Source organism: Glutamicibacter sp. JL.03c, from assembly GCF_025854375.1.
Lineage (GTDB): Bacteria > Actinomycetota > Actinomycetes > Actinomycetales > Micrococcaceae > Glutamicibacter.
Genome location: NZ_CP107575.1, coordinates 2,793,820 through 2,819,941, shown reverse-complemented (window position 1 = coordinate 2,819,941; position 26,122 = coordinate 2,793,820). Strand labels below are relative to the sequence as shown.

Genomic DNA, 26,122 nt, shown 5'->3' with positions numbered 1-26,122 from the left:
AATCTGCCATGCCGTTTGAATATGTAAGTTCTTCACGATGCCGCCATCAGGAAGTATGCGCAAGGATTCCGGCCGTGGCACACCGTACCTGGGCGTCTAATGCTACCAATCGTGTCGTGTTTCCTTGTGGGTGGTTCATCAGCGCTATCAGGCGGGCTTATCCTCGATATCCGGTGGTTTTTCATCGCCGTTGCACGGACTGCTCCCCGTGTCCGGCGGCCGGTTGAGCCATTCTTCGAAAGAGCGCACCCAGTCAGCTTCACTCATGCACTGCGGATAGGGTTTATGCGCAAACCCCGTCGCTGGCGGCGCCGTGGATCGATACACCGTTCCCATTCCGGTGTTGATCAACATGGAATGCGGCCCGTGCTTAATGACAATTTCCTGCCAGCCCGGGGTTTCTTTGGCCTGATTGCACAGCTTGCACCGGCCATCGGAATTAGTCACACACGTATGCCCACCTAAATAGGCCTGGGTGACATGATCAATCTCTTCAATCAACCCATCGCAGAATGGCGTGCGGCAATGCCGGTCGCGCATCTTGATGAACTTCTTCATTTTCTCAGGGAAGATCCGCGCTTTGGAGTCCATCGCGATCAAGTCTTTATCCCCTGGAGCCGTATATAACCTGATCAGTTCAATGGTGGCTTCCATGGTCTCGACAAAAGCGGGGGATCGGGTGGCGGCCATCTCGGCCAGGGTCATATTGTTCAGGATCTCCTGACCCGCAACTAGTTCACGAGCGTACTGTGGCGCAATGGCGCCATAACCTTCAAGGTTGGCCGGAACCCGGTCGCCGAGGAATAGGGTTTTATCGGTCATGACCAATCCCAGAGTGATAGTGACCGGTATTTTTGCTTCCGGGTGGGTGCAAAAACTTGCGAAGTAGTCCGCTTCGATCTGCGCCCTCGTGCGGGGATCACCTTTTGCTTTGAGGCTGCGAGCTTTGGCCTTCATATCGTTTTTCATCGCTAGTCCGGCAGTGATGGGAATGTTCCCGTTGACGCGCATCATCCCTGTCGCGGCATTCGGCGTGAACTTGATGAAGCGCTTTTCCTCTGCGGTCTTCTGTTCCTTGCACTGTTGATCCGAGGCATAGGCGAGTGTGAAGTCTTTGATCCTGTCGCTGATTTTCTTGTTCCCGAGATTCTCAAGCATTTTCGGGTTCTTCGCGTACAGGTCATCAAACTCAGCGCGACGTTCCGCTTTGACGGAACGCAGCGGAGTGAGGATGGCCCGCATTTGATCTTCGGTGAATTCACCGCGGCTGTACGCTGCGGCCAGGTGCGGAGTGCTTTCAAAGAGAATCCGGCAGTTCTCCAGATATGTACCGTAGCCATGGGAGTCGGTACGCCGGGCCAGGGCAATAGCCGCGGCAGCCCCGCGGTTCTGTTGCTTGAGTGCCTTGCTGCGGGGGTTGTTCTCAGTATTGGTGCGGACCAGGTCGATTTCCAGTTGATGGGAGAGAGCTGCCTGATGGTAGCGCAGGGACGAGATCGTGGATTCGATGTCGGCGATGGCGGTGGCGCACTCGTTTTTGCTGCCGTGTTCTTCAATTGATGTCAGATCAGTTTCCAACGCTGTGACCACGGCTGTGAATCTGCCGTGGTTCGGTGGGTCGGACCGGCCCCACGAAGTGGCTATTTTTTCGGACATATTCCAATTTTATGCCATCAACTCGTAGACACATTCGATTATCCGGCTGCAGGTGGATAACTTTTAAGGCAAGCAATATTACATGTCAGAAGCTGATTAGACGTGTCTTGGGCAGGGTGGCCGGGGGTGCGAGCGAGTGATTTGGCGCGGAGCTAGAGCACGGCGCGCACCGAAGCTTCGAAACTGGCGATGTGCTCGCGGGCCAGGGTGCTGGCAGTTTCGGGATCCTGGTTGAGGACCGCTTCGAGGAGCGCCTGGTGTTCGGCAATATGGGCGTCAATGCTCGGGAGGTGATCCAGAGTGAGGCACCAGATTCGGGTGGCGAGGTTGTCGAGCCGAATCAGGGTCTCTTCCAGATGATGGTTGGCGGCGGCCTGGTAGATCAGGCGGTGCACGGCCAGATCGTTCTCCATGAGGCTGCGCCGGGTCTCGTCGCCGGTGAAGGCGGTGATGGTGTGCAGGGTCTGCTCGATTTCGCCGCGGACGGATCCGCCGCCCAGGGCGGCGGCCCGATCGGCTGCCAGGGGTTCGAGGGCGAGGCGCATCTCGGTGATGGCGGCGAGCTCGGTGATGTCCACGCGCGTGGCGAAGGTTCCCCGTCGCGGGTAGGAGTGGACCAGATGGTCGACCTCGAGCCGCTTGAGCGCTTCGCGCAGCGGGGTGCGGCCGATATTGAGTTCCTGGACCAGCTGGGCCTCGTTGATCGGTTCGCCCGGGGCGATGTCCATCATGATCAGGCGATCGCGCAGTATCCGGTATGCGCGATCGGAAAGGGATTCGTTCACTGAAGTCCTCCCGCGGTGCGTAGTATCCAAGTAATTTTCGTCAACCCATTGACCGGGTTTCCAGTTCTATCATACAGTGAATCGCAGATTGATATATCAGTTGTCGGCAATTCATACATTGCGCGCGGTACTGTCGAAGATTGGAGATTCATTGTGGCTGATCTGCTGCCTGAGCACCCGGAGTTCCTGTGGGCGAATCCGGACCCCAAGAAGTCCTACGACGTCGTGATCGTCGGCGGTGGCGGCCACGGCCTGGCTACCGCGTACTTCCTCGCGAAAAACCACGGCATCACCAATGTCGCAGTCCTGGAAAAGGGATGGCTGGCCGGCGGGAACATGGCCCGCAACACCACCATCATCCGCTCGAACTACCTGTGGGATGAATCGGCCGGCATCTACGAGAAGTCGCTGAAGCTCTGGGAGCAGCTGCCCGAGGACCTGGACTACGACTTCCTGTTCTCCCAGCGCGGCGTGCTCAACCTGGCCCACACGCTGGGCGACGTGCGCGAATCGGTGCGCCGCGTGGAGGCGAACAAGCTCAACGGCGTGGACGCTGAATGGCTCGACCCCTCCCAGGTCAAGGAAGCCTGCCCGATCATCAACACCAGCGACAACATCCGCTACCCGGTCATGGGCGCCACCTGGCAGCCGCGCGCCGGCATCGCCAAGCACGACCACGTGGCCTGGGCCTTCGCCCGCAAGGCCAACGAGATGGGCGTGGACATCATCCAGAACTGCGAAGTCACCGGGTTCATCAAGGATGGCGAGAAGGTCACCGGCGTGAAGACCACGCGCGGCACCATCAACGCCGGCAAGGTGGCGCTGGCAGGTGCCGGGCACTCCTCGGTGCTGGCCGAGATGGCCGGAATCGAACTGCCGATCCAGTCCCACCCGCTGCAGGCACTGGTCTCCGAGCTGTTCGAACCGGTCCACCCGACGGTGGTCATGTCCAACCACATCCACGTCTACGTCTCCCAGGCCCACAAGGGCGAACTGGTGATGGGCGCCGGGATCGACAGCTACAACGGCTATGGCCAGCGCGGCGCCTTCCACGTGATCGAAGAGCAGATGGCCGCGGCCGTGGAGCTCTTCCCGATCTTCGCCCGGGCGCACGTGCTGCGTACCTGGGGAGGCATCGTGGACACCACCTTGGACGCCTCGCCGATCATTTCCAAGACCCCGATCCAGAACCTGTACGTGAACTGCGGCTGGGGCACCGGCGGGTTCAAGGGCACCCCGGGCGCCGGCTTCACCCTGGCGCACACCATCGCCCACGACGAGGCGCACCCGCTGAATGCCCCCTTCAGCCTGGAGCGCTTCGAAACCGGCCACCTGATCGACGAACACGGCGCCGCAGCCGTCGCACACTAGGAGCAGCCATCATGATGCTAATCGACTGCCCGCACTGCGGGCCACGCAACGAAAACGAATTCAGCTACGGCGGCGAAGCCCACGTGGCCTACCCGGAAAATCCGGCGGAACTCACCGACAAGGAATGGTCCCGCTACCTGTTCTACCGGGGCAACAAGAAAGGCATTTTTGCCGAGCGCTGGGTCCACGCCGGCGGCTGCCGCAAGTGGTTCAACGCCCTGCGCGACACCGTCAGCTACGAATTCCTGGCCGTCTACGGCGCCGGCGAGGCGCAACCGCAGATCGACACACTTCAAGGAGGCACCCGATGAGCAAGCCACAGCGACTGGCGCCAGAACTGCGCTCCCGCGCCCGGATCGACAGCGATCAGCCTCTGGCCCTGAGCATCGACGGGCACCAGCTTTCCGCCTTCCGCGGCGACACCATCGCCAGCGCCATGCTGGCCAACCAGATCCGCCAGTGCGGCCCCTCGCTCTACCTCAAGCGCCCGCGCGGCATCTTGGCAGCCGGCGTGGAAGAGCCCAATGCGCTGATTACCGTGGCCGCCCGCCATGCCGGCGAGGTTGACGAGTCGATGCTGCCGGCCACCACCGTCTCGGTGACCGAGGGTGTTTCGGCGAGCCTGCTCTCCGGGCTGGGCGTGCTGGATCCGGACACCGATCCGGCCTACTACGACCACGTGCACGTGCACACCGACGTCCTGGTGGTCGGCGCCGGCCCGGCCGGCCTGGCCGCGGCCCGCGAAGCCTCGCGCTCCGGCGCCCGGGTGATGCTGCTCGACGAGCGTCCGGAAGCCGGGGGCACCCTGCTGGATACCGCCGGCGAGCAGATCGACGGGATGGATTCCACCAAGTGGATCGAATCGGTGGTGGGCGAACTGGAGCAGGCCGGGGAAACCACCCACCTGCAGCGCACCACGGTGTTCGGCTCCTACGACGCGAACTACCTGGTCGCCGTCCAGCGCCGCACCGCGCACCTTGATGCGGCGGCCGCCCCGGGTGTCTCGCGCGAACGCATCTGGCACATCCGTGCCGGCCAGGTGGTGCTGGCCACCGGCGCCCACGAGCGACCCGTGGTCTTCGAGAACAACGACCGCCCGGGCATCATGCTCGCCGGCGCCGTGCGCAGCTACCTGAACCGCTACGGGGTGCGCGCGGGCGAGAAGATCGCCGTCTTCACCACCAACGACTCCGCCTATGAGCTGGTCAGCGAGCTCTCCGCCTCCGGATCGGTGGTAGCGGTGATCGATGCGCGTCGCAGCATTTCCGCCGTGGCCGCCCAGGCCGTGGCCGACGGCGTCCAGGTGATCTCCGGATCCGCCGTGGTGGACACCGAGGCCAACGAGTCCGGGGAGCTTTCGGCGATTGTCGTGGCCGAGCTGGATGAGCGGCGCGAGCTGGGCGAAATATCGCGGATCGAGGCCGACGTGCTGGCCGTGGCCGGCGGCTTCAACCCCGTGGTGCACCTGCACTCCCAGCGCCAGGGCAAGCTGGACTGGGACACCGCCATCCACGCCTTCGTGCCTGCTGATGCGGTCGCCAACCAGCACCTGGCCGGTGCGCTGACCGGGCGGCTGGATACCGCCAGCGCCCTGTCCACCGGTGCCGCCACCGGAGCGGCGGCAGCCACCGCCGCCGGCTACAGCACCATCGCGCGGGTTCCCGAGGCGCTGCCGGTTCCCGCCGGAGAAACCCGCCCGGTGTGGCTGGTGCCTTCGCGCTTCGGCGATGACGCGGCGAACTACAAGTTCCACTTCGTCGACCTGCAGCGCGACCAAACCGTGGCCGACGTGCTGCGCGCCACCGGGGCCGGGATGCAGTCGGTGGAGCACATCAAGCGGTACACCTCGATCTCCACCGCCAACGACCAGGGCAAGACCAGTGGCGTGGCAGCGATCGGCGTGATCGCCGCGGTGCTGGGCATCGAGAACCCGGCACAGGTGGGCACCACCACCTTCCGCGCCCCCTACACCCCGGTGGCCTTCGCGGCCCTGGCCGGGCGCAACCGCGGAGACCAGCTGGACCCGGCGCGCATCACCGCCATGCACTCCTGGCACCTGGAGCACGGGGCCGAATTCGAGGATGTCGGGCAGTGGAAGCGCCCGTGGTACTACCCGCAGGCCGGGGAGGACATGGACGCGGCGGTCTACCGCGAAGCCAAGGCCGTGCGCGAATCGGTCGGCATGCTCGATGCGACCACGCTGGGCAAGATCGAGATCCGCGGGGCGGATGCGGCCGAGTTCCTGAACCGCATCTACACCAACGGCTACACCAAGCTGAAGGTCGGCATGGGCCGCTACGGCGTGATGTGCAAGGCCGACGGCATGATCTTCGACGACGGCGTGACCCTGCGCCTGGCCGAGGACCGCTTCCTGATGCACACCACCACCGGCAATGCGGCCACCGTGCTGGATTGGCTGGAGGAATGGCTGCAGACCGAATGGCCGGAGCTGGATGTCACCTGCACCTCGGTGACCGAGCAGCTGGCCACCGTGGCAGTGGTCGGACCCAAGTCCCGCGCGGTGATCGCCAAGGTCGCCTCCACCGTGGACGTGTCCAACGAGGCCTTCAAGTTCATGGCCTTCCAGGACGTGGTGCTGGATTCCGGGATCGAAGCGCGCATCTCGCGCATCTCGTTCTCCGGTGAGCTGGCCTTCGAAATCGCGATCCCGGCCTGGCACGGGCTGAAGGTCTGGGAGGATGTATACGCGGCCGGGCAGGAATTCAACATCACCCCGTACGGCACCGAAACCATGCACGTGCTGCGCGCCGAAAAGGGCTTCATCATCGTCGGCCAGGACACCGACGGCACGGTGACCCCGCAGGATGCCGGCATGGACTGGGTCCTCTCCAAGGTCAAGGATTTCGTGGGCAACCGCTCCTACACCCGAGTCGATAACCAGCGCGAAGACCGCAAGCACCTGGTCTCGGTGCTGCCGGTGGACAAGTCGCTGCTTTTGCCTGAAGGGGCGGCGCTGGTTTCGGTGGAAGAACTGGCCGCCGACGGCATCACCCCGATGGACGGGTGGGTCACCAGCTCGTACAACTCGGCAGCCCTGGGCCGGACCTTCGGCCTGGCACTGATCAAGAATGGGCGCAACCGCATTGGTGAAACCCTGCGCACCCCGATCAACGGCCAGCTGGCCGAGGTCACCATCGCAGAAACCGTCCTCTTCGACCCGGAAGGAAGCCGTCGTGATGGCTAGCAACACCCTGATTGATTCCCGTCGTTCCCCAGCAGCCCACCTGCAGCAGCTCATGGCCGAGGCCAGCGCCGCCGGTGGATTGGCCCTGGGCGAGGTCGCCTTCACCACGCAGATCTCGGTGCGTTGCGCCCCGGGCAGCGCCGGCTACGAGGCGCTGGCCGCCGCTACCGGCGTGGGCCTGCCCAGCAAGGTTGGCCAGGTCGCCGGCGAGGTCAATGGCGTAGGCGTGCTGTGGCTCGGACCGGATGAATTCCTGGTCACCGCGCCGGAAGACACGACCCTGGTGGCCAAGCTGGAGCAGGCCCTGGGCCAGGCCCCGGGCCAGGTGGTGGACCTGTCGGCCAACCGAGCCGTGCTGGAACTCTCCGGCGCCAAAGCGCCACTGGTGCTGCGCAAGAGCTGCCCGGCCGACCTGCATCCGCGCAGCTTCGCGGTGAACCAGGCGATCACCACCTCGCTGGCTAATATCCCGGTGCTGCTGTGGCGTACCGGTGAAGAAAGCTGGCGGATCATGCCGCGTGCTTCCTTCACCGAGCACACCGTGCACTGGCTGATCGATGCGATGCTGGAATTCGCTTCGGATCCCGTTCGCTGACCCGCACGCCGCCCGCGCACCGCGCCCGCCGCCGAATACTTACCGTTTTGTTATATTCCGGTTCGTCCAGGGTGGCGGCGAGTGCGCGGGCGGCTGCGCGCATTGTTCGGCCAGGGCCGCCCGGCGGCCCGAGGCCCCAGGCATAACTCCTAGTCATAACCTGTGAATGGGCTATGGGCGAGTTGCGGCGCCCCGTCGAATCCTGACCTGTTCGCTGACCTGCCCCGAATGAGCAGGGCGGCATTGGAGGCGGCCCCGGCGGCCCGCGGCCCGCCCTCGGCGAGGGGCAGGTTGTTGCATCTGGCCTCTGAAGCAACAAGGCTAGTGCGTAGCAGAACTTTTTCTACGCGAAGGATTGAGCAGATGACGCAGGACGAAGAAGGAGTGCAGCGCGAGCAGGCCGCGGGGCTGCTCCACGAGGAGGCGCTGCTGGAGCCATCGCCCCACACGGCGCCAATCCCGGTGCACATGCACATCGCAGAGGATGATACCGATGAGCAGATCACCGCGAAGCTGCGCCGGCAGGGCGTGCGGCTGGGCAAAGGGGGGATCGCCCCGGCGGTGTTCTGGCCGGCCATGATCGTGATCGTCGCGGTGACGATCTTCGCGGTCCTGCTGCCGGACTCGGCCGAGAAGACGTTCACCTCGGTGCAAAACTGGATTGTCACCAACCTCGGCTGGTACTACATGCTGGTGGTCGGCGGCTTCGTGGCCCTGGTCATCGCCATTGGCTTTTCCAAGCTCGGACGGGTGACCCTGGGCAATGACGGCGAGAAACCCGAATTCGGCCTCTTCAGCTGGTTCGCCATGCTCTTCGCCGCCGGCATGGGCATCGGCCTGGTGTTCTACGGGGTGGGCGAACCGCTGATGTATGCCACCGTGGATCCCAAGCCCGGCTGGGAAGGCACCCAAGCCGAGCTCTCCGGCCTGGCCATGGCGCAGACCTTCATCCACTGGGGCCTTCATCCTTGGGCGATTTATGCGGTGATCGGCCTGGCACTGGCCTACGCGATCCATCGCCGCGGCCGACCGGTCTCGATCCGGTGGGCCCTGGAACCGGTGCTGGGAAGCCGCGTCAAGGGCTGGCTCGGCGACGTGATCGACGTGCTGGCGATCTTCGGCACCGTCTTCGGCGTGGCCACCTCGCTGGGCCTGGGCGTGCAGCAGATCAGCTCCGGCATGGCCGCCATCGGCCTGGTCGACACCGTGGACAATACGCTGCTGGTCATCCTGATCGTCGTCATCACCTTCCTGGCCACCATGAGCGTTGTCAGCGGCCTGGGCGCGGGAATCCGCTGGCTGTCCAATATCAACCTGTCCGTGGCGGGCCTGCTGATGATCAGCGTGCTGCTGATGGGGCCGACCCTCTTCCTGTTCCAGAACTTCGTGCAGTCCCTGGGCGTGTACCTGGCCAACTTCATGAACATGACCTTCGACGTGGGCGCCTTCCAGCGCGGCGAGGAAGCGCAGACCTGGTTCTCGAGCTGGACCATTTTCTACTGGGGCTGGTGGATCGCCTGGGCACCGTTTGTCGGCATCTTCATCGCCCGCATTTCCCGCGGGCGCACGGTGCGCCAATTCGTCACCGGCGTCCTGCTGGTGCCCACGATCGTCGGATTCCTGTGGTTCTCGATCCTCGGCGGCTCGGGGCTCTACCGGCAGTTCTTCGGCGCCGGGGACATGGTCCAGGACGGGGCGGTCTCGGCCGAGGGATCGCTCTTCCAGATTCTGCAGAACCTGCCGCTGGGGTCCATCCTCTCGGTGGTGGCGATCATCCTGGTGGCCATCTTCTTCATCACCTCCTCGGACTCGGGCTCGCTGGTCGTTGACATGCTCGCCTCCGGCGGGCACCCCAACCCGCCGGTATGGTCCAGGGTGATTTGGGCCGGACTGGAGGGCGTGCTGGCTGCCGCCCTGCTCGTGGCCGGCGGATTGCAGACCCTGCAAGCCGGTTCCCTGGCCACCGCGCTGCCCTTCAGCGTCATCATGATCCTGATGGCGGTCGCCACGATCAAGGGGCTGCGGTTTGAACACCGGAGCATGGAGCAGCTGGAACAGAAGCGGCGCCTGGCGCGCGTGACCGAGCATATTTCGGACGAGCTCTGGGGCACGCTGGAGGACCAGCCGGAGCTGCGCAAATACGTCGACGACCGGATCGACTACCGGGTCACCCGCACCCGCGGCCTGTTCGGGCGACGCGAGGAGGGGAGCGCGAAAGCGCCCTCGGCCAAGCCAGGGCACTCCCGGGACGCCGGGTCCTGATCAGCGCCGCGGACCCCCAGGCGGGCTAGTGGCCATCGCCTAGCGCCCTGTAGGTTTGCTGGGCGTCCACCGACTCGACCGCGTCCAAGGCGCGCACCGCCATGGCCGCCTGCTCGCTGCCCTCGCCAATAATCTGGCCGAGGGCAGCGAGCACCTGTTTAACCCGCAGGCCGTGGTCCTTCAGCTCATCCACGATCGATTCGGGCGGCACCGTGGCCACCACCGTGATGACGTAGATCTGCACCTGGGCACCGGACATGGTATTAGCCTTCCGTGCTGGCCGGGGCCTGGGCCAGCCCGGCTCCGGCATCCTCGGCGGGCAGCGGCACATCGCGTGCCGTGGCCACCAGCTTGTCCCACAATTCCTGGGCGCGCAGGCCGGTGGATTCGGCCAGCAGCGCGGCCACGCCGGCTACGTGCGGGGTGGCCATCGAGGTGCCGCTGATGGTGTTGTAGCGTTGCGCGCCGGGCCACGAGGAGTAGACGTCCACGCCGGGGCCGGCGATATTGACCTCTCCGCCCTCGGCCTGAAGGGCCTGTGCGGAGAAGTCCGCGACGGCCAGCGTCGAATCCAGCGCGGCCACCGCCATGATGTAGGGGCTATTGGCCGGGGCGCCGACAAATCCGGGGTTCCCGGCCGAGCGCTGGGCGTTGTTTCCGGCCGCCGCGATGATCAGCGAGCCCAGTTCCAGGGATCGGCGTCCGGCGGTGACATAGGGCGGATGCACCGTGCGCACATCGGCGCCCAGGGACATCGAGATGATCTCGCATTTGCTTTCCAGGGCCCAGTTGATGCCGGCCAGGATAGTCGAGTCGGAGCCTGAGCCGTCGGCGCCGAGCACCTTGCCGGCGAAGATATTGGCCTCGCTGGCCACGCCATAGCCGGGACCCTGGGCGGGGGTGCGCGGTCCGCAGGAGCTGCCGATGCAGTGGGTTCCGTGGCCATGGCCATCGGCGGCATCCTCGCCTTCGACGAAGGACCTGGTGGTGACGCTCCGGGAGGCGAAGTCCGGGTGGGCGGCGTCGAATCCGGTATCCAGCACCGCAACGTTGATGCCCTTGCCGGTGTAGGAGCTCAAGTCCGCGCCCACCGCCTGCAGGCCCCAGGTGAACTTGTCGGTATCCGTGTAGGAGTTCGCCTCCGAGGCGGTTTCGGGCAGGATCCGGTAGACCAGTTCCGGGACGACCGATGGCGGCAATTGATGCCCGGCGCAGCGTTGGCGGAAGTCCTCGAGCTGGTCGGCCTTGCTGGTGACCACGGCGATGCCCAGCGCCGGGTAATACTCGCTGATCGAATAGCCCTGCTCGCTCAATAGCTGCGGGACCTGCTGTTCCCGGGCCTGGGCGGCGATGCCGGGGACAGTGGCATCGGGCGCATCGAAGATGAGGACAAAACGGCCGGGGACTTCGGTGGCTGACGTGCTCGGTGCATGGGTGCTGAACATGGCTGGCTCCTTGCTGGCTCGGGGACGCGGCCCTTTCGGGTACCTCGCACCCTACCGCCGGGAGGGGACGGTATGGGTCCAAGCCGGGGGATTGCCAGGCAATTCACCCGGTGCGATGAGCGAATCCAAGGAGCATCGCCAGAGCCCTTGCCAGCGCACCCCGGCCGTGTAACGATCGGATGACAAGGACTTCATGAGCCGAGGGGCACTAATGGAATCAATAGTCGTGCTGGGTGCCGGGCTGGCCGGCGCCACGGCAGTCACCGAGCTGCGCGATCGGGGATTCACCGGGCCGATCACGCTGATCGGCGAGGAATCGGAACTGCCCTATGAGCGTCCGCCGCTCTCCAAAGGCTACCTGCAGGGCAATGAGGAGCCGGAGAGCTTCACGGTGCATGATGCCATCTGGTACCAGGAGCACAAGGTCGAGCCGCGGCTTGGCGTGGCGGCGATCAGCATCGAATCCGCCCGGCGCCAGGTGCTGCTCGCCGATGGCAGTGCGGTCGACTACGACCAGCTGGTGCTCGCCACCGGATCGCGGGCGAATCTCGGCGGCGATGCGCCTCTGGCCGGCTACGACCTGCCCGGGGTGCACACCTTGCGCAAGCTTTCCGATGCCAAAGCGCTCAAAGCCGACATCACCGACGGGGCGCGGGTCTCCATTGTGGGTTCCGGCTGGATCGGCATGGAAGTTGCCGCCAGCGCCCGCCAGCTCGGGGCGCGGGTCACCGTATATTCCACCTCCGAGGTTCCGCTGGCCGCGGTATTCGGCCAGCGTTTCGGGCGGCACCTGCTCGATCTGCATCAGCGCCACGGGGTGGATGTGCGCACCGCCAAGGTCCACGGCATCGAACAGGCCGACGGGCATTTGCAGGTGCTCTCGTCGGCCGGTTCCTCGCCGGCCGACGTGGTCCTGCTGGCCATCGGCGCCGTGCCCAATCTGCAGCTGGCCGAAACGGCGGGGCTCGACGTGGACCAGGGGGTGCTGGTGGATGCAACCCTGCGCAGCAGCGACCCGCGCATCCTGGCCATCGGCGATATCGCCCAGGCGATGAACACCCGGCTAGGACGGCGGGTGCGCGTGGAGCACTGGGATAACGCCATCCGGCAAGGCAAGCTGGCCGCCGCCACGCTGCTCGGCGGCAGCGAATCCCATGATTGGTGGCCGTACTTCTTCACCGACCAATTCGAACTGGGCATGGAGTATGTCGGGCACAGTGCCCCAGGGGACGAGACGGTGATCCGCGGTGACGTGGACAGCGGCGAGTTCCTGGTCTTCTGGCGCAATTCGCAGGTGGTCACCGCGGCGGCCAATGTGAATATCTGGGATGTCAACGATGAACTGCGCGCAGTGATAGGGCGGGAACTCTCCGCCGAGCGCCTGGCGGATCCGAAGATCGAACTCGCTGACCTGTAATCCAAGCCGAGAAAGGGGCAGGTGCCGACGATGAGTACCGTGGTTCTGGGAGTAGAGCAGGGCATGGAGCCAGGCGTGCTCACTGCCGCCGCACAACTGGCGCGCGATCTGAACGCCCGATTGATCTGCGTGCATGCGCTCAGCGGCCGATATGTGACCGAGAAACTGGCCGACGGGGACCTGCTGGACGCGGCGGAACCGGTGGGGGAGGACCTGGCGTGGGAGCTGTCGCTGGCGATCACCGGCGTGAGCTTCGAGAGCTACGCCATCGCCGGGGACCCGGCCAAGGTGCTGGCCGTGGTGGCCGAGCAGCAGGACGCGCGGATGATCGTCGTGGGCACCCGGCGCGCGGGATTGCGCCAGAAGGTCGCCGAACTCCTCGACGGCTCGATTGCCCTGGCGCTGGCCCAGAAGCAGCATCGGCCGGTGCTGGTGGTTCCGCTGCGCGATGCGGGCTAGAACTCGAAATACAGGTGCGCGTGGGCCGAGCAGCCCGGGTTGAACAGCGCCTGGCAGTGCGGGCAGCTGGCGGCGCCGCGGTACTCGTTCACGCTCAGCTCGGTGCCGCAGACCCCGCACAAAACCGCGGGCTCATCGAAGCGGCTGGCAGGCCACACCTGGGCCGGGTGGCCGGCCAGCTCGGCATGGCATTGGTGGCAGGGGTAGTAGGTATCGCAGCAGAAGTGCCTGAGCGCAATCACGTCGCGCAGCTGGTGGTAGTGCGCGCACCGGGTCTGCCCATCCATCTGCACGCCGAGCAGTTTCACCGAAGCTGTCATCAAGAATCCTGTTCGCGGTTGCCGGCATGTGCAAAAAAGCACGCCGAATGTGCACAATCTGTGTCCCACTATGCACCGTTTCGGCTATCTTTGGCGATGTGATCCGGGTCATACTCGCTGTTGAGGGCTAGTTCCAACGGGGGAACTGGCAGGGCGGAAGGAACCCCACAGTGGTCAGTGAAACGTCATCAAAGTCCGAGCGCAAGGGATTGCGCCGGGTAGTCGCGGCCTCCATGGCCGGCACCGTCGTCGAGTGGTACGAGTTTTTCCTCTACGCCACCGCCGCGACCCTGGTCTTCAACAAGATCTTCTTCCCGGACAACGGCAACGACCTGGACAACATCATCAAGGCCTTTCTGACCTATGCGGTGGGCTTCATCGCCCGGCCCATCGGCGGCATCGTCTTCGGCCACTTCGGCGACAAGTACGGACGCAAGCACCTGTTGCAGGTGGCGATCGTCCTGGTCGGCGCCACCACCTTCCTGATGGGCTGCCTGCCGACCTTCGACGCGGTGGGCTACGCGGCTCCGATCATGCTGGTCATCCTGCGCTTCCTGCAGGGCTTCGCGGTGGGCGGCGAATGGGGCGGCGCGGTGCTGCTCGTGGCCGAACACGCGCCGAACAAGGAACGCGGCTTCTGGGCCTCCTGGCCGCAGGCTGCAGTCCCCGTAGGCAACCTGCTGGCCACGGTCGTGCTGCTGGTGCTCTCCTCGACGCTCAGCGAGGAAGCCTTCCTGGCCTGGGGCTGGCGCGTGGGCTTCTGGCTGTCGGTGGTGATCGTGATCGTCGGCTACTACATCCGCACTCGCGTATCCGATGCGCCGATCTTCAAGGAAGCCAAGGCCGAGCTGGAGCAGAACGCCGCCGCCGGCTACGGTGTGGGCGAGGTCTTCAAGCGCTACCCGCGCGGCGTCTTCACCGCCATGGGCCTGCGCTTCGGTGAGAACATCATGTACTACATGGTCGTGACCTTCTCCATCACCTACATGGCTACCCAGCTGAAGATGGTGACCTCCACAATCCTGGGGCTGATGCTGATCGCCCACGTCATCCACGCGATCCTGGTGCCGCTGGTGGGACGGTTCACCGATACCCGTGGACGTCGTCGGGTCTACGGCACCGGTGTCATCCTCATGATGGTCTGGGGCGTGGCGGCCTTCCCCATGTTCAACACCGCCAACCACGGGATCATCCTTGCCGCCATCGTTCTCGGCCTGGCCGTGCACGCACTGATGTACGCCGGGCAGCCGGCAATCATGGCCGAGATGTTCCCGACCCGGATGCGCTATTCGGGAGTCTCCCTGGGCTACCAGGTGACCTCGATCGTCGCCGGTTCCATGGCGCCGATCATCGCCACCTGGCTGCTGAAGGTCTACGGATCCTGGGTTCCGGTGGCCGGCTACATCGTCTTCGCCGCGCTGGTCACCCTGGTTGCAGTCTTCTTCATGCGCGAAACCAAGGGCATGGACCTGTCGGCCATTGACGAGGCCGACCGCCTCTCCGCCAGTGGCGAGGTCGAAGCGGCCAAGCACCTGAAGATGCAGAAGTAATCACAGAGACCAGAAAACTCGACAGTGGCCAGCCCAATTGGGTTGGCCACTTTCCTGTCATGCGGCCCGGAGCAATGCCCGTTCGCACACTGCAAGACCGGGCAATAGATGTTGGCAGCTAGCCACATCTGCAGAAGTTTTGTTCCGCCATAGACTTGTCCTCAAGAGGTCGATATACAGGGCAGGAGCATCCATGCAGCCGTGCAAATTGCACATTACAGGTGGCAGCGGGAGTGGAACCACCACACTGGGCCGGGCTATCGCCGATGCCTGGGCGGTGCCTCATGCGGATTCGGATGACTACTTCTGGGCGCCAACCGACCCGCCCTACACCCGGCAGCGGAACCCGGCGCGGCGCGTTGAGCTGATGCTGGAGGTTTTTGCGCGGCGTTCAGCCTGGGTGCTCTCCGGGGGCATCAATGGCTGGGGAGACGAGATCCTGCAACGCTGCGACGCGGTGGTATTCCTCAGTCTGCACGCCACCGAGCGGCTGCAGCGAATTGAACAGCGCGAGAGGATCCGCAGGCGCGGCGAAGAGATCAATACCGAAGCCTTCGGCGAATTCCTGGGCTGGGCCAGCAAATATGATGATCCAGAATTCAGCGGGCGCAGCCGAGCACGGCACGAAGCCTGGCTGGGCACGCTGCAGCTGCCAGTGCTGCGGCTCGAGAGCTCGCGCAGCGTGCAGGCCCTTTGTGATCAGGTGCTCAGCTGGGAGCCTGGTCGGCAACGGGAAGAATGAACCAGTCGCCATGGGCCGCCGCATCATTCAGCGCCCGCACCGTGGCCTGGACCGCCTTGCTGCGCAGCGCTTCCTCGCGGCCCACGAGCCAGTATTCGGAAAGATAGCTGAACTGTTCGTGCAGGACCGGTATCAGATTCGGATAGTGCTTGGAGAGGAAGACCGGCAGCAGCCCGAGCCCGGCATGATTCATCGTTGCCGCGTACTGCACCGCAATGCTGGTGGAGGAAATCGCGCGGTGCATCGGCGGCAGGTGGCTGGTCGCCTCATCGAGCTTGTCCACGGTCAGCGCCGTGTCGATGTAGTAATTCAATCTGTGCCCGGCCAGATCCGAGAGCTGCTGCGGGGTGCCGTGGGCTTCAAGATACTCGGCTGTGGCATATAGGCGCAGTTCGTAGTCCATGAGCTTGGTGGACGCCGCCTTGCGCACATTGGGCTGCCCGATGACGATTTCCAGATCCATGCCGGTGCGGGTCTGCCGGGCGCGGGTGGTTTCCGAGACGATTTCGAACACCAGCTGCGGGTGCTTGGCCTGCAACTTCGCCAGGGCCGGCGCCGCCAAATGCGCGCTGAAAGCATCGGGAGCGGCCAGCCGCACGTGCCCGGACAGCGTTGGCGAGTCGTCTTCGGTGCTGATCGCGGCCACGGCCTGTTCGATGGCTTCCGCGCTGGCCATGGCCCGGCGGCCCAGGTCGGTCAGCTCCCAGCCATTGGGGGTGTGGGTGAGCAGGTGGCCGCCCATCGCCTTTTGCAGTGCATCAATGCGCCGGGAGATCGTCGAATGGTTCACCCCGAGGACCGCTGCCGCCGCGGTATACCGGCCCAGGCGGGCGACGGTGAGCAGGGCGATCAGGGATTCGAGGTGGCGGTAATCGATCGGGCGGTCCATGACACCAGTCTGCCATGTCGAGTGTGCGCTGGCGCACACCATGCTTGCGCAATTGGCTTGCCGTGAAGCATTGAGCGGCCGCCAGCCAAGAACCTACGCTGGCCTGAGCAGAGAAAACTCAATGGCGAGGGGACAATGATGAGCAGCTACGCATGGATCGGCTTGGGCAATATGGGCGGGCCAATGACCGCCAACCTGGTCGCGGCAGGGCACGCCGTCAGGGGCTTCGACCTCAACGAGCAGGCCTGCGCCGCAGCGGCCGAAGGCGGCGTGCAGATCGCAGGGTCCATCGCCGAAGCCATGGACTCGGTGGATGCCGTCTTCACCATGCTTCCCAAGGGCCAGCACGTGCGCTCGGTCTACGAAGGGGAGGCCGGGATCTGGGCCCATGCCACCGAACGGATGCTGCTGATCGATTCTTCCACGGTGGACATCGAAACCTCTCGCTATATCCATGAAGGATCCGCGCAACGCGGGCTGGACTTCGTGGACGCCCCGGTATCCGGCGGGATCTCCGGAGCGGCCGCCGGCACCCTGGCTTTCATGCTCGGCGGAGAAGCGAAGCTCATGGAGCGCGCCACCGGGTACATCGCCCCGATGAGCGGACGGACCATTGTCGCCGGGGCCGCCAGCATGGGCATTGCCGCGAAGATCTGCAACAACATGATGCTCTTCATCGATCTGATGGCCAGCGCCGAAGGATCGCAGCTGGCCGAAAAGCTCGGACTGGATCCCAAGGTGTTCTGGGAGATCGCCTCGGTCTCCTCCGGGCGCTCCTGGGCGCAGCAGACCTGGTACCCGGTCCCGGATATCATCGACACCGCCGCAGCCAACAAGAACTTCGAAGCCACCTTCCGCACGGACCTGGCGCGCAAGGACGTGGGATTGGCGCTGGACGCCGGCCAGAGCACCGGGGTGCGGCTGCCGGCGGCGACCCTGGCCAAGGAGCACTTCGACGAACTGATCGCGCAGGGACTGGGGGACAGGGACTGCTCGCTGATCGTCAAGAACCTGCTGCCCGATGAAAAGGTCCACGGCTGGGACCCCGAGCAGGCAGGCTAGCATGCTGATTCAGGCTGCCGTCCTCGAACAGCGGGAGAACCAGCGACCCTATGCCGAGCACCGGCCACTGGCCCTGCGTGCAGTGCAGCTTGATGGCCCCGGGCCCGGCGAGGTGCTGGTGCGGATCAACGCTGCCGGGCTGTGCCACTCTGATCTGTCGGTGATCGACGGGAACCGGCCGCGGCCGGTGCCGATGGTGCTCGGCCACGAATCGGCCGGCATCATCGAACAGGCCGGTGAGGGAGTGGATCTTGCCGTGGGGCAACAGGTCATCTCGGTGTTCCTGCCACGCTGCGGGCACTGCTCCGCCTGCGCCACCGGCGGCAAGCTGCCCTGCATCGCAGGCACCGAAGCCAATACCGCCGGAACACTGCTCACCGGCGCTCGCCGGTTGTCGATGGACGGTTCGCCGGTCCACCACCATCTGGGCGTATCGGCCTTCGCTGATCATGCGGTCATGGATGCGCGCAGCCTGGTTCCCGTCGGGCGGGACGTGCCGCCGGAAGTCGCCGCGGTGCTCGGCTGCGCGGTGCTCACCGGCGGCGGGGCGCTGCGCAATGCGGCCCACGCCGGCGGAGTCGAGGACGTGGCCATTGTAGGTCTGGGCGGGGTCGGCATGGCTGCCCTGCTGGTCGCCGTCGGGCAACGCACCACCGGCAAGATCCTGGCCATCGATGCCAATGAGGACAAACTGGCCACAGCGCTGGAGCTGGGCGCCGACGAGGCCTGCACGCCCCAGGATCTCGCCGGCCGCGGCGCGCAGATCGTCATTGAAGCGGCCGGGCACCCGCGCGCCTTCGAAACCGCGTTGTCGGCCACCGGGGTGGGCGGGACGCTGGTGACCGTCGGGCTGCCAGCGCCGGGGGCGATGAGCAGCATCGAGCCGCTGGCGCTGACCGCCGGGGCGCGCACCATTATCGGCAGCTATATGGGATCGGCCCTGCCAGCCAAGGACATTCCCTACTACGAGGAACTCTGGCGGTCCGGAAGGCTGCCGGTCGAGAAGCTGGTGCGCACCCGGCCGATGGCGCAGATCAATGAGGCGCTGGATGAACTGGCCGAAGGGCGCTCGGTGCGCCAAGTCCTGCTGCCGTGACCAGTAGGATTGAGGGGTGACTGATTCGACCGCTGGCCCACGGGCACTGGCAACTCTGACCGATATCCGGGTGTTCGACTACCTGTGCGCCGCCCCGGCCACACGCACCCAGATTTCTGCGGACCTGGGGATTTCCAAGCCCACCGCATCCCAGGCGATTTCCCGCCTGCAGGAGAATGGGTTGGCCACCGCCATCGACCGTCCGGTCGAAACCAAGCGCGGCCGGACCCCGGAACGCTATGCGCTGCGCAGCGAGTTCGGGCACCTGCTGGCTCTCTGCCTGCAGGCCGAGTCCCTTCAGGTCAGGGCCACTGATCTTTCCGGTGCCATTGTGGTGGACCGGCTTTACCCGTTGACCCCGCACAGCAGCGCCGCCGAAGTGGAGAAGATGGCGGCCACCGAAATCGCCCGGGTGCGCAAGCAATTGGGTTCCCCGCTGCTGGCGGCCGCGGTCAGCCAGGCGGCTCCGGTGCTGCGCGAAGAGGCTGAACGCGTGGTGCCCACCGTGATTTTCCCGGCCTCAGGGGCCAACCTCGCCGGGCTTTTTGCCGCTGATATCCCCGTGGTGCTGGATAACGACGTGAACTGGATGGCCGTGGCCGAAGCCGGCGATACCGACGGCTCGTTGATGATGTTGTACATCGGCGCCGGCCTGGGTGCCGGTTTGGTGATTGATGGAAAGCTGCACCGCGGACGCCACGGCACCGCCGGCGAGCTGGAGACCCAGCTGCTCGGGGATCAGAACCTGCGCGAGATTCTCGGCGAGGTCGGCATGTTCCAGACCCGCATCCTGTGGGAGCGCCTGGCCGATCAGCGGACCTGGCCGGTATTCTTGAAGCCGCTGAGCCAGGTGCTGGCCAATCTGGTCGGCTTCGTGGACCCCCAGCAGCTGGTGGTCACCGGTCCCGCGGTGACCGCTCCGTTGTGCGAAGCGCTGGCTGGCGAGGTCAATGAGCGCTTGCTGGTTCCGGTCACGGTGCGCCCGTCAACCCTGGGCGCCCAGTCTGCCGCCCATGGCGCGATTGCCGGTGCCCGAGAGATCGCCTTATCTAATCTTTGGGAAAACTACCGCGAACGTTGACCAAACGCCGGAAGCTTTATATCGTAAAGAGTCCTTAAAATTTCTTTGCAACGCTGGGGAGAATCCTGATGGCAACATCTGCCGCATCGGCATCCAAGTCGCAGTTCGCTGCCATCGGCCTTGACATGGGCGGATCTTCGATCAAGTACGCTCTGGTCGGAACCGACGGACAGCTTGTCGAAAGCACCCTGGACAAGGCGACCACTCCAGAAGGCGCTCATCCCGACGCCGTCGCCGAAGTCATGGCACAAATTATCCGCGATCTCCAGGAAGCCACCGGTGAAGACCTCGCCGGCATCCCGGCCGGCGTGACCGTGCCAGGCATCGTCATTGACGGCGTCGTGCATTCGGCTGCCAACATCGACAAGGCCTGGATCGGCCTGGATGCCACCGCCATGCTCAGCAAGGTGCTGGAGCGCGAAGTCCACCTGCTGAACGACGCTGACGCCGCCGGCGTTGCAGAGGTCTACGCGGGCGCCGGCTCCAAGAACGGCGTGCCGCTGAAGGGCAGCACCTTGCTGCTGACCCTGGGCACCGGCATCGGCTCCGCATTCTTCCGCGATGGCGTGCTGTTCCCGAACGTCGAATTCGGCCATCTGGAAATCGACGGCTTCGACGCAGAGAGCAAGGCCGCCGCGCGCGTCATGCGCGAAGAAGACTTGAGCTGGGACGAATACATCGCCCGCTTGCAGCGCTACCTCTCGCACGTGGAATTCCTGTGCAGCCCTGACTTGATTGTCATCGGCGGCGCAATCTCCGAGGACCACGAGCACTTCTTGCCTAAGCTGGACTTGCGGGCAAAACTCGTTCCCGCAGAATTCAACAACGCCGCCGGGGTGTTGGGCGCCGCACAGCGTGCCATGCATCCGGGCAATTAGGAACCACATGCATACGGTTGACCCGAACGCCCAGATCAAACTCGTTGCTGTCGACATGGACGGCACCTTCTTGGACGGCGACGGTCAAATCCCCGATGAATCCTGGGGCGTGATCGACCAGCTGCAGGCCCGCGGCATCAAGTTCGTGCCGGCATCGGGCCGGCAGTTCGCCACCCTGCGTGAACAATTCGCCCAGCTCGGGGAAATCGCCATCATCGCCGAAAACGGCACCGTGGTGATGGATGGCGAAAACGAAATCTATTCCAACATCATCGACCGGGCGTCGGTAGGCAAGGTCATCGACGCCGTGCGCCAACAGGGCGCGCTGGATGCCGGACTGGTGCTGTGCGGACGGCGCACCGCCTACGTGGAGCGCCAGGACCAGAAGTTTGCCGACGCTGTCGCCCCGTACTACCGGGCGGTGCAGGTGGTCCAGGACCTCGACGACGTCGAGGACGAAATCATCAAGATGGCCGTGAACGTGGGCACCAGCCAGGTCCGGGAAATGGCCGCAGCGCTCGACGTGCCCCTGCAGGTAGTGATCTCGGGAAGCCACTGGGTCGATGCCATGAACCACGGCGTGCACAAGGGGCTCGCCCTGGGCGCACTGCAGAAGGAGCTTGGCATCGGGGATGACGAAACCGTGGTGTTCGGCGACTACCCCAACGATCTGGAAATGATCAAGGCCGCCACCTATTCCTTCGCCATGGCCAATGCCCACCCGGAGGTGGCCGCGGCGGCAAACTTCACCGCCCCGGCCAATACCGAGCATGGTGTATTACAGGTGCTGCGCGCCTATCTTGAAGGACGCACCCAGCTGTAGCAGGCAGCGGATTTCCGGCGAGCTACCGAGCCAGGTAGTGCCCCAGACCGGCCAAGGCGGCGCGGACCCCGGTGGCCAGGGACAGCTCGTAGTCTGGCAGGAAGAAGGGCGAGTGATTGACCGGCGGAGCCTCGTCACGTGCGAGAAACCCGCCAAAGAACCAGTACACATAGGGAACCGAGATTTCGTCGCCCAGCGCGCCGAAGTCCTCCGAACCCATCGCCGCGGGCAGATCTGCGACCTGTTCGCCGCCCAGTTCGCCGATGAGCGCCTGCTTGACGCGCTGCGTGTGCTCGGGGTTGTTGTGCAGCTTGGGGAAGGAATTCAGGGCTTCGATCTGAGGTGCCGGCGCGTCCGACGCGGCCGCTTCTGCTTGAACGATGCGAGCGACTCCGTCCAGCAGCTGGGTGCGGGTTTCCTCATCGAAAGTCCTGATATTCAAGGTGAATTCCGCGCGGTCCGGAATGATATTCTCTTTCAGCCCGGCATGGAAGGATCCGCAGGTAAGCACCGCGGGAGACTGCGGGTGGCGTTCACGCGAGACCAGGGACTGCAGGCGCGCGATCGTATATGCCCCTTGGACGATCGGATCAATGGAGTCCTGCGGCTGTGAGCCGTGGGACTGCTTGCCATGCAGTATGACTTTCAACGAATCAGCCATCGCCATCGCCGGACCACTGGTCAGCCCGACTGTGCCGGCAGGGAAGGGGAAAACATGTTGCCCGAGGATGATCGATGGCTTGGGGGCCTTGTCCCATAGTCCGTCATCGAGCATTGCCCTGGCCCCGGCGCTGGTTTCCTCGCCCGGCTGGAAGATCCAGACGATGGTTCCGCTCCATGCGGCAGTTTGCTCGGCCAGCCGGGCGGCCGCGGTCAGGGCCGCTGTGACGTGGGTGTCGTGGCCGCAGCCATGCATCACAGGCACATCGGTGCCGTCGGCCAGTCGTCCGCGAGCCGACGAGGCGTAGTCGGCCCCCGTATCCTCGGCAATGGGCAGGCCGTCGGTATCGGCTCGGAAAGCGACGACCGGGCCTTCGCCATTGCGCTGGATGCCGACCACCCCGGTTCCTCCGCAGAGGAAGTTTTCGATGCCCAGGGCATCGAGCTGCTGGCCGATATAGGCGGCCGTCTGGTGTTCTTGCATGGACAACTCCGGGTGGGCATGCAGATGCCGGTACATCTGATGCATGTGCGCAGCCTGCTCGGCGGTCAGGGCGGTCTGCAAGGCAGTGGCGGATTCGGTATTCACGATGACTCCTCTTAGTCGGCAGCGGGGTTGTGGATTGCTTTGCGGTCCCGCACGATCCAGGAAACGATGATCGAAAAAAGCACCACGAGTGCCGTTCCGAACAGGGCCAGGGATGGAAGAAGCGGGATCACGACGAAGTACATGATCAGCGAGAGCGCAATGGCCACGATGGTGGGGCGAACCTGCTTCATGGCGACAATCGCCTGGACCAGCACCGCGCCCATGAGCGAGGGAAGGATATAGACGCGGGCAACTTCGATCATTTCTGTGGGGATGACCGATACGAGCCAAGAGCCGAAGATTCCGACGAACACCAGGAGGCTGGTCAGGTGCACGGTAGCAGCTCCGCCGATGGCCATCACAGCAGCCAGATCGCCGCGGCGGGTGCCAGGCTTGGCATCGATCGCGGACTGGGCCACGATGGCGGCCGGGAGCAGCTTATTGGAAATATTGCCGATCATGAAAGCCTGGTACATCGCCGCTGATCCGAGAATCGGGAAATACGTCAGCGGCTCGACAATCCAGAAGACACCGAAGGTGGCCGCGACCGCAGCCAGGGCAACCAAGAGCATCGAAGGACTGATCTGGAGCCCTGAGAAGAAGACGAGGTAGATGGGGCCGAGCAGGGAGAGGATCAATCCCGCGGTCATGGTCAGCGACCCGTAGCGCGTGGTCTGGCTCTCGAAACGGGCCATCGAGGCATCGGCGTTGGTCAATGTTGATGTGCTCATGAGTTCTGTCCTTTCATGCCGGCTATGCGGTATGCATCAGATATCCGGCGGTTATGGAGATCAGGATCGCGAATCCCAGGGCCCATTCCTTGAGCCATTTGGCATGGAGCACTTTGGCGAGGAACAGGAAGAAGGCCATTGAAGCTGCCGAGATCAGTACCAGCATCATGTGGATGCTGGACTTGGGGATTTCAGCAATGGTCAGCATGCTGAAGGCTCCAAGCAGAGCCGCCGTGGGGATCAACGCCATTGCTGCCGGATTGCGCTTGGCCAAGGATTTGCCGCCGCGCTTCAATACCGGAGTCAGCAGCAGGGTGCAGAGCATCCACATGGCGCCCGAAAGGCTCATGGCCATGAAGGCCACTGCAAAAACCTGCTGGGTGTAGTTCTCCCCGCCGAGAATGGCTCCCATGGATTGGGCCGCGAGATTAGCGCTGGCCGTTTCCGTGGAAGCCGAACCGATCAGCCCGATGCGAACGAGGACCGCTGGTGTACCGAAAAGTGCCAGCAAGGCGATAGCCACCAGGACCACTGAGAGGGAAGGCCCGATCGATGCGACGGCACCGGCACGAAAGGCTTCCTTGACTTCGCGCACTGGCATATCCACATGTGGTGCCGCGGCCTTGGCGGCTCGGACGTAGAGGATGGTTTGAATGAAGATCACCGCAAAGACGCCCAGGGCGCAGAACCACAGGAAAGGGTTGTTGGCGATAGCCAGGATGTCGGTTGATCCTGGATCTCCGGCTGAAAGCGGGAAATGCATCGGAACTCCTTAGGATTTGGTTGCTTGGCGTGATGCGCGTCTCATTTCAATCAAGGTTCCCTGCAGGGTGTTCCTTTGGCAAGGAATGTGTGAATCGGCCATATTTTTGGCCAAATACCCCAATCTGGAAAGTTTTCGCGGGATCTATTCCGTTTACGGTCAGCATAAGTGGATGATTGTGGCACAAATCGCAATATCGAAACAGCTAGGTGGAAACGGTCATGAACGAGATTCAACAGTTGAGCGCAACCGAATTGACGGGGAAGATCCGCAGCCGCGAACTTTCGGCCCGTGAAGCCCTGGAGAGCCATATCCAGGCTATTGGGGAAGTTAATGCCCAGATCAACGCCGTGGTCATCACGGATTTTGATCGCGCGAGAACACTTGCGGCGGCCGCGGATGAGGCGACTGCCAGAAATGAGCCGACGGGGGTGCTGCATGGTTTGCCCATGACGCACAAGGACACGTTCAATACTGCTGGCCTGCTCTCTACCCAGGGTTCGCTCGCATTGAAGGACAACGTCCCGGAGCACGACGATCTGCAAATCGCCCGACTTGCCGCCGCAGGTGCGATCAGGACCGGTAAGAGCAATGTCCCGGAGTTCGGTGCAGGATCGCATACCTTCAACGAGGTCTACGGCACCACCACAAATCCCTATGCCGTGGATCGATCTGCGGGCGGTTCCTCAGGGGGCGTTGCCGCCGCAGTAGCTGCCCGGATCCAGCCACTCGGAGACGGTTCTGACATGGGCGGTTCCTTGCGCATTCCCGCGAGTTTCTGCAACGTCATCGGCTTCCGCCCTTCATACGGGGTGATCCCCTTGGAAGCGCCATCCAATGGGTACTCGTGGCTAGCGCGCTCTGGGCCCATTGCACGCACCGTGGAGGACATCGCGCTATTCATGCGGGCCAGCACCGGTGATGCCCTAATATCGACCCCGAACAAGCTGGCTGCAGGTGATTTCAAGACGCCGATCCCGGATTTGCGCGGGGTTCGAATTGGCTACAGCTTCGACTTCGGAATCGGCGTCCCGGTGGAGCGCGAAGTCATCGAGGTCCTACAGCGACAGCTGTCATTGTTCGAGCTGGCTGGCGCCATTGTGGAGGAGGCCTGCATAGATTTTTCGGATGCAGACGAAGTCTTCGGCAACGTCCGCGCCTTCGACTTCGCAACCAATCTCGGTGGCCTGGTCCGCAGCCATGAATCGCTGATCAAGCCAGAAGTCCTCTGGAACGTGAAGAAGGGGCTGGATCTTGACGCTGCGGCCATGATTTCAACCATGGCGGCTCGCACCCGGCTGGAGCAGGCAGTGCAGAACTATTTCTTGCGCTACGACCTGTTTCTCTCCCCGGCCGCCCAGGTCCTGCCTTTCGATGCCACCGAGCGCTGGCCCGAGCGGATTGCCGGCACCCAGGCAGAGACTTACCTGGATTGGATGCGCTCGGCATGCCTGCTTTCAGCCACGGGTTTGCCGGTCATATCCATGCCCGGCGGTTTCACCGATTCCGGGCTTCCGGTGGGATGGCAGATGGCCGCGAATCACTACCACGATGTCCAGCTGCTCGATTGGGCCGCCGGATACGAGGAACAGGCCGGCTTTGCAGAGCAGCTGCCACGCCTGGTGGCTGATCCGGCATCGGTACCGGTCAATGAAATCAAGACCGCAACTTTCTAAGGGCAAGCTAGTGAAAGGCAGGCCGCGCGGCCAATGCACATTCCGTAGAGGGCTATTGCTGCCGGCA

General features: G+C 64.1%; 25 protein-coding genes. 16 read left to right on the top strand and 9 right to left on the bottom strand.

Annotated features, from left to right (window positions below):
* Window positions 1-147 precede the first annotated feature (147 nt).
* Together OF385_RS13025 and OF385_RS13020 are read right to left on the bottom strand one after the other, a co-directional pair.
* Window positions 148-1,656 carry a DUF222 domain-containing protein gene (locus OF385_RS13025; protein WP_264275735.1) on the bottom strand — a complete coding sequence of 503 codons (1,509 nt, stop codon included), beginning with the start codon at window positions 1,654-1,656 and terminating at the stop codon, window positions 148-150.
* Window positions 1,657-1,808: 152 nt separating this feature from the next.
* Window positions 1,809-2,387 carry a GntR family transcriptional regulator gene (locus OF385_RS13020; protein WP_264277934.1) on the bottom strand — a complete coding sequence of 193 codons (579 nt, stop codon included), beginning with the start codon at window positions 2,385-2,387 and terminating at the stop codon, window positions 1,809-1,811.
* A 207-nt stretch (window positions 2,388-2,594) separates the two neighbouring features.
* On the opposite strand from OF385_RS13020, the gene OF385_RS13015 reads away from it, so the two are divergent.
* The 5 genes from OF385_RS13015 (at window position 2,595) to OF385_RS12995 (ending at window position 9,874) form a co-directional block, all read left to right on the top strand.
* Window positions 2,595-3,812: a sarcosine oxidase subunit beta family protein gene (locus tag OF385_RS13015; protein ID WP_264275734.1), complete on the top strand. Its 1,218-nt coding sequence runs from the start codon at window positions 2,595-2,597 to the stop codon at window positions 3,810-3,812.
* A gap of 11 nt (window positions 3,813-3,823) precedes the next feature.
* Window positions 3,824-4,123, top strand: a complete 300-nt coding sequence (locus tag OF385_RS13010) for a sarcosine oxidase subunit delta (protein ID WP_058256911.1) — start codon at window positions 3,824-3,826, stop codon at window positions 4,121-4,123.
* A complete protein-coding gene (locus tag OF385_RS13005) occupies window positions 4,120-7,017 on the top strand; it encodes a sarcosine oxidase subunit alpha family protein (protein WP_264275733.1) in 2,898 nt (965 codons plus the stop codon). Before OF385_RS13010 ends, OF385_RS13005 begins: the two co-directional genes overlap by 4 nt.
* Window positions 7,010-7,612 (top strand): sarcosine oxidase subunit gamma, encoded by a 603-nt coding sequence (locus tag OF385_RS13000; RefSeq protein ID WP_264275732.1) that lies wholly within the window; start codon window positions 7,010-7,012, stop codon window positions 7,610-7,612. Before OF385_RS13005 ends, OF385_RS13000 begins: the two co-directional genes overlap by 8 nt.
* A gap of 363 nt (window positions 7,613-7,975) precedes the next feature.
* Window positions 7,976-9,874: a BCCT family transporter gene (locus tag OF385_RS12995; RefSeq protein ID WP_264275731.1), complete on the top strand. Its 1,899-nt coding sequence runs from the start codon at window positions 7,976-7,978 to the stop codon at window positions 9,872-9,874.
* 25 nt (window positions 9,875-9,899) lie between these two features.
* On the opposite strand, the gene OF385_RS12990 is transcribed toward OF385_RS12995, so the two are convergent.
* Window positions 9,900-10,133, bottom strand: coding sequence for a hypothetical protein (locus tag OF385_RS12990; protein WP_264275730.1), 234 nt, complete (start codon window positions 10,131-10,133; stop codon window positions 9,900-9,902).
* 4 nt (window positions 10,134-10,137) lie between these two features.
* Window positions 10,138-11,319: a S8 family serine peptidase gene (locus OF385_RS12985; protein ID WP_264275729.1), complete on the bottom strand. Its 1,182-nt coding sequence runs from the start codon at window positions 11,317-11,319 to the stop codon at window positions 10,138-10,140.
* Between OF385_RS12985 and OF385_RS12980 the strand changes: the two genes are divergently transcribed.
* The 3 genes from OF385_RS12980 to OF385_RS12970 are packed head-to-tail and all read left to right on the top strand — an operon-like array spanning window position 11,318 to window position 13,195.
* Window positions 11,318-11,491, top strand: coding sequence for a hypothetical protein (locus OF385_RS12980; RefSeq protein ID WP_264275728.1), 174 nt, complete (start codon window positions 11,318-11,320; stop codon window positions 11,489-11,491). The genes OF385_RS12985 and OF385_RS12980 overlap by 2 nt on opposite strands.
* A gap of 39 nt (window positions 11,492-11,530) precedes the next feature.
* The gene (locus OF385_RS12975; protein WP_264275727.1) at window positions 11,531-12,736 is read left to right on the top strand and encodes an NAD(P)/FAD-dependent oxidoreductase; all 1,206 of its coding nucleotides are present in this window, start codon (window positions 11,531-11,533) and stop codon (window positions 12,734-12,736) included.
* 30 nt (window positions 12,737-12,766) lie between these two features.
* Complete coding sequence (locus OF385_RS12970; protein ID WP_264275726.1) at window positions 12,767-13,195, top strand: universal stress protein; 429 nt, start codon at window positions 12,767-12,769, stop codon at window positions 13,193-13,195.
* Here OF385_RS12970 and OF385_RS12965 read toward each other — a convergent pair.
* Window positions 13,192-13,515: a CHY zinc finger protein gene (locus OF385_RS12965; RefSeq protein WP_264275725.1), complete on the bottom strand. Its 324-nt coding sequence runs from the start codon at window positions 13,513-13,515 to the stop codon at window positions 13,192-13,194. The two genes, OF385_RS12970 and OF385_RS12965, sit on opposite strands and share 4 nt — an antisense overlap.
* Window positions 13,516-13,685: 170 nt before the next feature.
* Between OF385_RS12965 and OF385_RS12960 the strand changes: the two genes are divergently transcribed.
* Both OF385_RS12960 and OF385_RS12955 read left to right on the top strand, forming a co-directional pair.
* Complete coding sequence (locus OF385_RS12960) at window positions 13,686-15,065, top strand: MFS transporter (RefSeq protein ID WP_319019119.1); 1,380 nt, start codon at window positions 13,686-13,688, stop codon at window positions 15,063-15,065.
* Window positions 15,066-15,258: 193 nt separating this feature from the next.
* Window positions 15,259-15,807 carry a hypothetical protein gene (locus OF385_RS12955; RefSeq protein WP_264275724.1) on the top strand — a complete coding sequence of 183 codons (549 nt, stop codon included), beginning with the start codon at window positions 15,259-15,261 and terminating at the stop codon, window positions 15,805-15,807.
* Here the strand turns inward: OF385_RS12955 and OF385_RS12950 are convergent.
* Window positions 15,773-16,696 carry a LysR family transcriptional regulator gene (locus tag OF385_RS12950; protein WP_264275723.1) on the bottom strand — a complete coding sequence of 308 codons (924 nt, stop codon included), beginning with the start codon at window positions 16,694-16,696 and terminating at the stop codon, window positions 15,773-15,775. The genes OF385_RS12955 and OF385_RS12950 overlap by 35 nt on opposite strands.
* 138 nt (window positions 16,697-16,834) lie before the next feature.
* Here OF385_RS12950 and mmsB point away from each other — a divergent pair, with 138 nt between their 5' ends.
* The 5 genes from mmsB (at window position 16,835) to OF385_RS12925 (ending at window position 21,636) form a co-directional block, all read left to right on the top strand.
* Entirely contained in the window at window positions 16,835-17,758 is a 924-nt protein-coding gene (mmsB, locus tag OF385_RS12945; RefSeq protein WP_264275722.1) for a 3-hydroxyisobutyrate dehydrogenase, read from the top strand.
* Window position 17,759: 1 nt separating this feature from the next.
* Complete coding sequence (locus tag OF385_RS12940) at window positions 17,760-18,854, top strand: alcohol dehydrogenase catalytic domain-containing protein (RefSeq protein WP_264275721.1); 1,095 nt, start codon at window positions 17,760-17,762, stop codon at window positions 18,852-18,854.
* Window positions 18,855-18,870: 16 nt separating this feature from the next.
* On the top strand, window positions 18,871-19,935 hold the full coding sequence (locus OF385_RS12935) for an ROK family transcriptional regulator (protein WP_264275720.1): 1,065 nt from the start codon (window positions 18,871-18,873) through the stop codon (window positions 19,933-19,935).
* 68 nt (window positions 19,936-20,003) lie between these two features.
* Complete coding sequence (ppgK, locus tag OF385_RS12930; protein ID WP_264275719.1) at window positions 20,004-20,813, top strand: polyphosphate--glucose phosphotransferase; 810 nt, start codon at window positions 20,004-20,006, stop codon at window positions 20,811-20,813.
* 7 nt (window positions 20,814-20,820) lie between these two features.
* On the top strand, window positions 20,821-21,636 hold the full coding sequence (locus OF385_RS12925) for an HAD family hydrolase (RefSeq protein ID WP_264275718.1): 816 nt from the start codon (window positions 20,821-20,823) through the stop codon (window positions 21,634-21,636).
* A gap of 22 nt (window positions 21,637-21,658) precedes the next feature.
* On the opposite strand, the gene OF385_RS12920 is transcribed toward OF385_RS12925, so the two are convergent.
* The 3 genes from OF385_RS12920 to OF385_RS12910 form a co-directional block, all read right to left on the bottom strand.
* Window positions 21,659-22,825: an amidohydrolase gene (locus OF385_RS12920; RefSeq protein WP_264277932.1), complete on the bottom strand. Its 1,167-nt coding sequence runs from the start codon at window positions 22,823-22,825 to the stop codon at window positions 21,659-21,661.
* Window positions 22,826-22,896: 71 nt separating this feature from the next.
* Window positions 22,897-23,616 carry a hypothetical protein gene (locus OF385_RS12915; RefSeq protein WP_264275717.1) on the bottom strand — a complete coding sequence of 240 codons (720 nt, stop codon included), beginning with the start codon at window positions 23,614-23,616 and terminating at the stop codon, window positions 22,897-22,899.
* Between the two features lie 22 nt (window positions 23,617-23,638).
* Complete coding sequence (locus tag OF385_RS12910) at window positions 23,639-24,379, bottom strand: DUF5058 family protein (RefSeq protein WP_060702519.1); 741 nt, start codon at window positions 24,377-24,379, stop codon at window positions 23,639-23,641.
* Between the two features lie 221 nt (window positions 24,380-24,600).
* Here OF385_RS12910 and OF385_RS12905 point away from each other — a divergent pair, with 221 nt between their 5' ends.
* Window positions 24,601-26,055 (top strand): amidase, encoded by a 1,455-nt coding sequence (locus tag OF385_RS12905; protein ID WP_264275716.1) that lies wholly within the window; start codon window positions 24,601-24,603, stop codon window positions 26,053-26,055.
* Window positions 26,056-26,122 lie beyond the last annotated feature (67 nt).